The sequence below is a fragment of the Candidatus Saccharimonadia bacterium genome (assembly GCA_035544015.1).
Taxonomy (GTDB): domain Bacteria; phylum Patescibacteriota; class Saccharimonadia; order UBA4664; family UBA4664; genus UBA5169.
In genome coordinates, this window is record DATKIP010000004.1 from 1 (window position 1) to 1,983 (window position 1,983).

At 61.3% G+C, this 1,983-nt stretch carries 1 protein-coding gene and 2 pseudogenes; 2 read left to right on the forward strand and 1 reads right to left on the reverse strand.

Annotation, left to right across the window (positions count from 1 at the left end; all coding sequences use genetic code 11):
• Nucleotides 1–137, forward strand: a pseudogene (locus VMT30_00020) (IS630 family transposase).
• 99 nt (nucleotides 138–236) lie between these two features.
• A pseudogene (locus tag VMT30_00025) lies at nucleotides 237–1,300 on the forward strand (IS630 family transposase).
• A 212-nt stretch (nucleotides 1,301–1,512) separates the two neighbouring features.
• On the opposite strand, the gene VMT30_00030 reads toward VMT30_00025, so the two are convergent.
• The gene (locus VMT30_00030; GenBank protein HVQ43343.1) at nucleotides 1,513–1,896 is read right to left on the reverse strand and encodes a VOC family protein; all 384 of its coding nucleotides are present in this window, start codon (nucleotides 1,894–1,896) and stop codon (nucleotides 1,513–1,515) included.
• Nucleotides 1,897–1,983: the final 87 nt, after the last annotated feature.

Below are 1,983 nucleotides of genomic sequence, written 5' to 3' on the forward strand. Positions count from 1 at the left end.
GCCGAAGTGCCCCGAGCTCAACCCGGTTGAAAATGTCTGGCATTTCATGCGTGACAACTGGCTCTCAAACCGAGCTCGTCGATCAGCCCTGGCGCATCATGTCCATCGGACTGCACCAATGGGCCCACGGGTTCTGATCAATGGGACTCGGTACCAGGTCCCTGAAATTGTGACTCGTGGGCGATTCCCCTGTGGATGCGAGTCAGATTCAACATGGCGAACCCAGGAGGTTCGTCATGTCGGCTCCGATACCATTGCGCCGGGATTTTGATGCGTCACAGCTTCGCGGTTTGGCAAGAAAGACCAAAGACGGACCTCAGGCTCGCCGGTTTTTGGCACTCGCAGCGATCTACGATGGGACAACACGCACTGAGGCGGCGAAGATCGGCGGTGTCGGGCTTCAGATCATCCGGGATTGGGTGTTGCGCTTCAACGCCCGCGGTCCTGACGGTCTCCTGGATGGCAAGTCGCCGGGACAGCCGTCCAAGCTCAACGACACTCAGCGGCAGGCCATCGCCCGCATGATCGAGAGTGGCCCGATCCCGGCGGTGCACGGCGTGGTGCGCTGGCGGCTGATCGATCTGTCGCAATGGATTTTCGAGGAATTCCGCATCACGATCGCAAAGCAGACGCTCAGCCGGGAGCTGCGAGCCATGGGCTACCGCAAACTCTCGGCCCGACCGCGTCACCATGCGCAAGTGGAGGGCGCGATCGAAGATTTTAAAAAAGCTTTCCCGCGCGCCTGGAGGCCATTGCGCGCAAGAAGGCGCTTGACTGCGACAAGATAGAAATCTGGTTCGCCGACGAGGCCCGCATCGGTCAGAAGAACAAGATCACCCGCCGCTGGGCCAAGCGCGGCACCCGTCCAAGCGCACCTCGTGACCAACGGACCGCTTCCACCTACATCTTCGGTGCAGTGTGCCCGAAGCAGGGCAAGGGTGCAGCCCTGATCATGCCGGGCTGCAACACCGAGGCGATGAACTTGCACCTCGCCGAGATCGCCGCAACCGTCGCGCCCGCTGCCCACGCCGTCCTCCTGGTCGACCAAGCCGGCTGGCACTTGTCCACGCGTCTCCTCGTGCCGGCCAACATCACCATCATTCTGCTGCCGCCGAAGTGCCCCGAGCTCAACCCGGTTGAAAATGTCTGGCAGTTCATGCGTGACAACTGGCTCTCAAACCGAGTCTTCAAATCCTACGACGATCTCGTCGACCACTGTTGTGCGGCATGGAACACGCTCGTCGATCAGCCCTGGCGCATCATGTCCATCGGACTGCGCCAATGGGCCCACGGGTTCTGATCAATGGGACTCGGTAGAAGGCCTCCCTCGAGCAAATTGCACGATGCCTGGATTCGTCGCAGCGCAACCGCCGGGCGTTCACACCCCGTCTTGTTTAACATCGCCACCACTAGCGATCGGTAAGGGGCTGCCGCTGATCGGTTTTTCCGCCATCTTTTAGAAGTCGCAGCACGGTTCTCGGCCGCTCGCTGTCGAGGCCCGCGCGTCGTGGCTCACGCCGGCGAGTGACACACCGCCTCGACATTGTGCCCGTCGGGATCAAGCACGAAGGCGCCGTAATAGCTCGGATGATAATGCGCTCGCACCCCCGGCGCGCCGTTGTCCGTGCCGCCGGCCGCTAGCGCTGCGCGGTAGAAGGCGTCGACCGTTGCGCGATTGTCGGCGGCGAGCGCCACGTGCAGGACGCCCTTGAGCCCGCCTTCACCGCCGATCCAAAAATCGGGCTTGCCGTTTTTGCCAAATCCACAGGCCGGGCTTCCGCTTTCGGTCTCTGCGATCTCCATGATCAACGTGTAGCCGAGCGGCGCCAGCGCCTTCTGGTAGAAGGACTTCGAGCGTGGATAATCGGAGACGGGGAAACCGATATGATCGATCATTTGTCCTCCGCGTCATTGATGTTTGTCGATTCAAGCATGGCCGGCATTGAAAGTCCGAAAAAGACTAAGGGAGCCGGCGTTGCCGGC